This window comes from Mycobacterium sp., from assembly GCF_032162605.1.
In the GTDB taxonomy this organism is placed as follows: Bacteria; Actinomycetota; Actinomycetes; order Mycobacteriales; family Mycobacteriaceae; genus Mycobacterium.
This window is the reverse complement of the sequence record NZ_JAVROT010000183.1, coordinates 1-6,335: the sequence shown is the minus strand read 5'-3', so window position 1 is coordinate 6,335 and position 6,335 is coordinate 1. Positions and strand designations below refer to the sequence as shown.

The window sequence follows — 6,335 nt, the reverse complement described above, 5'->3', positions numbered from 1 at the left end:
GCTCCACGCCCGAGCCCGGCTGTGGCGCCTGGACCTGGACGACGCTGTCGAACGGCAACAACGCGATCTCGCCGGCCTGCTGCACGCCGCGGGCCACCCGGTGCCCCTCCCAGGGATGCGCAGCCTGGAGCGCTATTTGACCGATCCGGTGATCGCCACCTGGCTGGCCTTCGTCGACACCGCGCTCGTGAGTTGGTGCGCCAGCAGATCATCGTCGGATCTTGGCTGTGTGCCGCTCGATGTCGGCGACCAGAGTTGCCGCATTGGGTCCGTAAGCGTCGTGCTCGTTCCAGCGTTTCTCTCTCCGGACGGCGTAGAAGCCGGCGGGCCGCTCGAACCCCTTCACGAGGTTGACCGGCCGCCAGCTCGGGTGCCAGTCCGGGAAGACAGACTCGATCTGTTCGCAGGCCTCGACGGCCCCTTCAGGCCATCCCTGCCGCTCGGCCAGGATGCGGCGATTACGCCGGGGCCAGTGTTGGACCGACGGCGGCAAGTTCAGAGCGAGCCGGTCCGCTCATGATTGCTGCCCGGACGTCGGGTAGACGCCAGCCGGATGAGCCGGTTCCGGCCCGTCCGGGTGGGTGCCACGGCAGGTTCGGCACAGGGGCCGTACCCCGCGTCCGGCTGAGTAGCGCCCGAGGGCCGGTAGGGGTGGGGTTCGTACTCGACGGCTTCCGCGACGACATCACGGTTGTCCAGCACGGTGTCGCGGGTGAAGCAGGTGTGCGGTACCGCATTCGGGTAGGCCGGCAGCAGACTGCTGGCCCGGAAGACGATCTGTCCCGGCGGCGCGTCCGGGCAGCCGACGTCGTGGATGGTGCGGGCCGGAGGGTAATGCCGCAGGTTCATGCCGCCGACCTGGTGACGGCCCGGACCCAGTCGATGAACCGGGGAAAGACGTGCTCTGCTTCCGGTAGGAGCCCGCGCTCGGACAGGTCGTCGGTGAACGCCACCACCTGCGCCGACATGTAGTGCAGCAGCAACGCCGGGCGTCGGGAGAACTCGACGGCGAGCTCGCTTCTGCTCGCCGCACATGGCCATGGCCTCGCGCAATCCCGGCACGCCCACGATGGGCGGACCGGGAGGTGACGGGTCATCGGCAGCAGCGGTGTCGGCATCAGCGGCCATCCCCATGATCGGCGCGCCGCGCCTGGGCTGGAGTCAGTTGGCCGGCCCGGCCGATCAGGCTGAATGCCATGGTGGCTTCCGTGAGGCCAGGGCGGTACGCCAGGCGGTAGGGCTCGCCGTCCGGGATCGGAGCGCCGTCGGCCCAGGATGTGCGGTCCGGACACGGCCAACGCAGACCGCATGCGCATTGCGGCCGACCGAGCCGGAACCGTCGATAGCGCGGGTAGTGCCTCATCTCTCGACCTCACCCATTAGAAAGCATTACCAATCGTGCCAAGCCGGCGGGCAACCGGCCCGGTTGTCGCGGCGCAAATCCTTGTTGGACCGTTGTTTTAAGGCTCTGCTGCAGCAAGGCGTGGTTGTCGCTGCTACCTAACGATCACGGACAGTCGGTCATGCCGGGAAGGCCGATTTGCGGGGAGCTTTACGGGGAGGGTTGCGGGGAGGCATTTCCGGGACCTGGACTTTCCCCATTCCGGCGACTCATTCGCGTACCCGCGCTCTCCCTGATCGGGTTACGCTTTTCCCGAACGGTCGACACGTGTCCGCCGTTGTCGCTAAAAATGTGCGCCCGGTCGTAGCGGCGACGGGTCTTGGACCAGCACTACCGTGGTGAAAGGCTGACAGGGTGGACGTCGACATTGAGCCGGTCCTCGGCAACAGCGACCTGCAGGCCGCCCGCCGCCGCATCATGTCGCTGTCCGGCTCCGGCAGGCCCATGTCCCGGCAAGAGCTCGCCGACCAGGCCAATGCCTGGCTGGCCGTCCACTACCCGCGCGAGGCCCCGTTCGACCGCAACTATCTGGGGAAACTGGAGCGGGGCAAGCACCGGTGGCCCAGCGCCGGAAAACGCGCCGCACTACGCCACGTGCTGCAGGTCAGCGCCGACCGCGACCTCGGCTTCTACATCAGCCGCCGCCCCCGGACCGCCGTCGCCGCCGCGACGGTTGCGCTGGTCCGCCCCGCCGAGATCGGACCCGCCGTCGAGGCCGGCCAGCCGCGGCACGACCTGGTCAGCTCGATCACCGCGATCGCTAGCAGCCTTGGGCTGTTTGAGCTGACCCCGTCCCACGCCCGGCGACGGGTCGCCCTCAGCGACGCGGCGAGGATCGAAGCGGTCACCGTGCTGTACCGGTCGGTGGACTACGAACACGGCGGTGGCGCCCTCTGCGACGACGTCGGCCGGTTCGCTGAAGCCACCTCCGCCCTACTCACCCACGCCACCGCCGACGCGACCAGAGGCCAACTCGCCGCGGCCGTCGCGTCGGCCCGGCAGTTGGCCGGCTGGACCTCCTTCGACGCCGGCCGCCACCAGGACGCCAGCCGGCATTGGCTCGCCGCCGAACGAGCCGCGCAAGCCGCCGAAGACCCTCGGCTCACCGCTCGGATCCGCTACTGCCAAGCCCGGCAGTTCCAGCACCAGCGCCACAACCAGGACGCCCTGGAAACGCTGCGGCTCGCTCGCGCGGACTTGGCCGACCGAGCCACACCCGCGCTGCTGGCCATGCTCCTCGGCGCGGAAGCCGCGTCGCTGGCCGCGCTCGGCGACTACGACGGCGCCACCACCACGTTGGACGCCGCCACGGCCCGTTTCGACCGGATCAAGCCTGAGCGGGAACCCGGCTGGATGTCCTTCTACGACCGAGGTGAACTTCTCGCCCAGCGCGGCCGGGTCTACCGCGACCTCGCCCGCACTGACCCTCACCAGGCCGATACCGCGGTCGCCTGGACACAGGCCGCCATCGACGTGTTCGGCCCGCAGAACGTCCGCAGCACCGTCCTCAACGAAGTCGGCCTGTGCAGCGCGCTGGTCCTCGCCGGCGAACCCGACCAAGCATTAGCAATCGGTTCCGCCGTCGTCGACCACGGCCGCCGCCTCGGCTCGCAACGCGTCCGCGACCGCATCCACAACCTCGCCCGCGACATCCCCGCCGCTACCCAGCACAGCGGCCTCGCCGACTTCCGCCGCCTCGTCCTCCAACCCGGGAAAGCCGCATGACCGACAGTCGCACCACCGCCACCTCGCAGGGCAGGTTCAGCGAAGCCGCGATGCGCCGCACCGCCGAGAAACTCGCCGACGACCTCCACCTCGACGGCGAGCTGAGACTGCTCCAACTGTCGAACAACGCCATCTTCGCTGTACCCGACGCCGACGCCGTCATCCGGATCACCCGATCACGGTCCCTCGGCCACCGAGCGGCGAAAGCCGCAGCCCTCGGCGCCTGGTTCGCCGACGTGAACGCCCCCACCATCCGCCTCGCCGGGCTGGACCGGCCGCAGCCACTCGAGGTCGACGGGCTCGCCGCGACCGTCTGGGTCTACCTCCCACCGACACCGCCCAAGCCCGACGTGTCCGACCTCGGCCACACCCTCCGGGCGTTCCACCACCTCGGAACCCCGCCCTTCGATCTCCCGGCCTGGGATCCGGTCGGCGACACCCGTGCCAGAATCGCCGACGCCGAAGCCCTCACTGAGGCCGACCGCGACTTCCTGCTCGCCTGGTGCCACCGCCTCGAACCCCAGACCACCGCCCTCAACCTGGCACAGGCTCCATCCCTGGTCCACGGCGACGCCCACGTCGGGAATCTCCTGCGTGCTGACCCACAGCACGTCGTGCTCGGCGACTTCGACGCCACCTGCCAAGGCCCCTGGCAATTCGACCTCGTCGCCGTCCCCGTCGGCGAAGCCCGATTCAGCCGGCCCGGCGCCCACGCCCAACTGGCCGCCGCGTACGGCTACGACGTCACCACCGACCCCGCCTGGCCCATCCTCCGCCAAGCCCGGGAACTCAAAATGGTCGCCGGCGCCCTCCCACGGATGGGCACCTCCCCGGCCATCCAGCAAGAGTTCAAAATCCGGCTCGACTCCATCAGACGAGACGATTCGTCCGCCCGCTGGACACCCTTCGCCGCGCTGGAAGGAGTCTCAGGCGTGAGCGACCGACGGTGATGGTCTATGCCGACGGCGACCACGTTCCGGGATCTCTGCGGCTGGAGCCACCACAGGGTGGTCAATCATCGACCGGCCTGAAGAGCGGAGCCTCGAGCTGAGTTTGGAAAAACGGCCGTAGCGTCATCGAAGGTCTTGCGCTCCGTTCCTAAGCGTCTGCGTCATTCGTGGTCCGCCACGCGAAGTGCCGCAAGGTGATGGGCGAATGATTCGGCAAGACTTGCTAGGAGCATGTGGCCCTTGGCGGCTGTGGCGGCGGAAGGCTGGCCGATGACACCGCTGACCGTATAGGCCTCCATGCCGTGTACGAGCAGCATGGAGCGCTCGGACGCGAGGTGATCTGCTGCGTACGCGCCGGGACGGATTGCCTCTGGCCAGGCAGCGGCGAGGACGGAGACCTCCAACTCGCCGGCGTGCATGTCGTCATGCGCGGCGGATTCCAGCTTCGCTGCTTGACGTGCAGTTTCCCAGTCGGTTCGCGTCGGGAAGAGTGTCATGCTGGCCGGCCGAGCGGCGTTGGCCTCCTGGGTGATGTTGCTCAGGACATAGTTCCCGCCGTGTCCGCTGATGAGAGCGAGCCGGTTGATGCCTTGCGCGGTCAGGGAACTGGCGATGTCGGTGATGATCGAGGTGAGAGTGACGTGGCTGATGCTGACCGTTCCGGGCCAGGCTGCGTGCTCGTGCGAGCAGGAGATCGTCAGGGCGGGAAGTTCGAGGACGTTGTAGCTGGTGGCGAGGTGTCGAGCGATGGCGACGGCGACTGCGGTGTCGGTCGCCAGCGGTAAATAGTCGCCGTGCTGCTCGAAGCTGCCGATCGGGAGGATGGCGACCGTCGGCTGCCGTTGGCGGACGTCGGCAGAGGTCGTCAAGGGGTAGTGATCCACACCCTCATCCTGTCAGCCCGGCGGTGAGCGCCTCGCGATGAGCGGTAAGGAACTCATTGACGATCGGGAGGCGGCGCCGGGGTCGCAGCCGCAGCGCGAGCGGTTGGAGCGCTCGGACGATCCTGGTTGACCCGGACTGGTGGAACAGGGTGAGGGCGCGTTGGCCGGTGGCGGCGGCGTGCTCGGGACTCGACGGCTGGTAGGCCTCGGCGAGGTGGGTAAGCCAAAGTCCTTTATCCGCGGCGGGCGCCGGCGTCTCGTCGGCGAGGACGTCTTGGAGAACAACCACAGCGTCGGCGTGATCGCCGAGCAGATTTCGGCAGCGACCATCGACGGCGTTGACATACCGGGCATCGCAGTGCCGTGCCACCGCCGCGGCGGGGTCTTCGTCCGGGGCCGCGCTGTACCGGGCGGCGGTGTCAGCGTGTTCGAGGCTGGTGTCGTCGCCCGCGAGCGCGAACGCCTCGGCGAGGCGGGTCATGCACAGTGCCCGGGTGCGCAGCGGCAGCGCGGGCTCCGATAGGGCGGCTCGGATGTGCACGACGGCGTTCCGCGCGTCACCGGCGTCGAGCGACCGCTGGCTTTGGCGCATCAGCACGTAGGCAATGAAGTGGGTTTGGCCGGCTTTCACCGCGTGGTCGTAGGCGCGGGAAAGCCACATCGCGGCTTCGTCCTGTCCATCGTTGTCACAGATCCAACTCAGTCGTTCCGCCCAGCGGGCAAGGGCGTATTGCTGAGCCGTAAATGAGGAGAATTTCCGGGCGGAGACCTGGCTGAGTGATCGGAACTGACCTAGAGCCTTCTGGTGAGCGCCGAAGTTGCCTTTGAGCTCGATTTCGGCGGCTAGGGTATCGAGACTGTCCAACCAGGTGCATTCGTCAACAGAGTCCGGGAGATCGATCACCGGCATGAGCGGAACATCAGCCAGCGCGTGAGAGTCGCCGACGAGAGGGGGATCGATATTGCTGTGGCGAAACATGGAAAATCCGAGCTCGTCATCGCTGTCGACGCCCAGCGCGGGGCGAATCGCCATGCGGCGAGTCTCCTCGCGCGGGCAGCGGATTTTTCCCTGCTCTAGCTTGCCGACGTAGTTTCCGTCGATGTCGCTGTTCATCACTCCCATGGCGTGTAGTCCGTCGTTGACGGCAGACGCCAATTCGGGGCGCGACATGCATTGTCCCGGCCGGGTGGGTGAGGGTCGGTGATGCCGGACGTCCTTCAGCTTGGCGTTGGAGGTCCGGTCAGCGGCGAGCGATTGGGCCAACGTGGACCACTTTCCTCCAGGGACCGTTGACGTCGTGCCGAACACGATACCGGCACGACGCAGTCGCGGGGAGAAAGTTCATCGGGCGGACTTGCAGCCGGGGTGACAAC

General features: G+C 68.0%; 7 protein-coding genes. 3 read left to right on the top strand and 4 right to left on the bottom strand.

Features of this window, described 5'->3' with window-relative positions:
* Positions 1 to 520 (top strand): hypothetical protein (locus QOI01_RS11545; protein ID WP_526380976.1); only part of this gene is annotated, 520 nt, incomplete at its 5' end.
* On the opposite strand, the gene QOI01_RS11540 is transcribed toward QOI01_RS11545, so the two are convergent.
* Entirely contained in the window at positions 496 to 849 is a 354-nt protein-coding gene (locus QOI01_RS11540) for a hypothetical protein (RefSeq protein ID WP_526380974.1), read from the bottom strand. The genes QOI01_RS11545 and QOI01_RS11540 overlap by 25 nt on opposite strands.
* Positions 846 to 1,118, bottom strand: a complete 273-nt coding sequence (locus tag QOI01_RS11535; RefSeq protein ID WP_526380972.1) for a hypothetical protein — start codon at positions 1,116 to 1,118, stop codon at positions 846 to 848. Before QOI01_RS11535 ends, QOI01_RS11540 begins: the two co-directional genes overlap by 4 nt.
* A 638-nt stretch (positions 1,119 to 1,756) precedes the next feature.
* Between QOI01_RS11535 and QOI01_RS11530 the strand changes: the two genes are divergently transcribed.
* Both QOI01_RS11530 and QOI01_RS11525 read left to right on the top strand, forming a co-directional pair.
* The gene (locus QOI01_RS11530) at positions 1,757 to 3,127 is read left to right on the top strand and encodes an NsdA family TPR-like regulatory protein (RefSeq protein ID WP_526380970.1); all 1,371 of its coding nucleotides are present in this window, start codon (positions 1,757 to 1,759) and stop codon (positions 3,125 to 3,127) included.
* On the top strand, positions 3,124 to 4,077 hold the full coding sequence (locus QOI01_RS11525) for a phosphotransferase family protein (protein WP_526380968.1): 954 nt from the start codon (positions 3,124 to 3,126) through the stop codon (positions 4,075 to 4,077). Before QOI01_RS11530 ends, QOI01_RS11525 begins: the two co-directional genes overlap by 4 nt.
* 161 nt (positions 4,078 to 4,238) lie before the next feature.
* Here QOI01_RS11525 and QOI01_RS11520 read toward each other — a convergent pair whose 3' ends face one another.
* Together QOI01_RS11520 and QOI01_RS11515 are read right to left on the bottom strand one after the other, a co-directional pair.
* Positions 4,239 to 4,961, bottom strand: coding sequence for a creatininase family protein (locus tag QOI01_RS11520; protein ID WP_526380966.1), 723 nt, complete (start codon positions 4,959 to 4,961; stop codon positions 4,239 to 4,241).
* A 4-nt stretch (positions 4,962 to 4,965) separates the two neighbouring features.
* Positions 4,966 to 6,132 carry an NsdA family TPR-like regulatory protein gene (locus QOI01_RS11515; protein ID WP_526380964.1) on the bottom strand — a complete coding sequence of 389 codons (1,167 nt, stop codon included), beginning with the start codon at positions 6,130 to 6,132 and terminating at the stop codon, positions 4,966 to 4,968.
* Positions 6,133 to 6,335 lie beyond the last annotated feature (203 nt).

What these genes read in the sequence shown, in the direction of transcription:
- QOI01_RS11525 (WP_526380968.1), top strand. Translation starts at nt 3,124, where the DNA reads ATGACCGACAGTCGCACCACCGCCACCTCGCAGGGCAGGTTCAGCGAA.
- QOI01_RS11535 (WP_526380972.1), bottom strand. Translation starts at nt 1,118, where the DNA reads ATGCCGACACCGCTGCTGCCGATGACCCGTCACCTCCCGGTCCGCCCA.
- QOI01_RS11540 (WP_526380974.1), bottom strand. Translation starts at nt 849, where the DNA reads ATGAACCTGCGGCATTACCCTCCGGCCCGCACCATCCACGACGTCGGC.
- QOI01_RS11515 (WP_526380964.1), bottom strand. Translation starts at nt 6,132, where the DNA reads ATGTCGCGCCCCGAATTGGCGTCTGCCGTCAACGACGGACTACACGCC.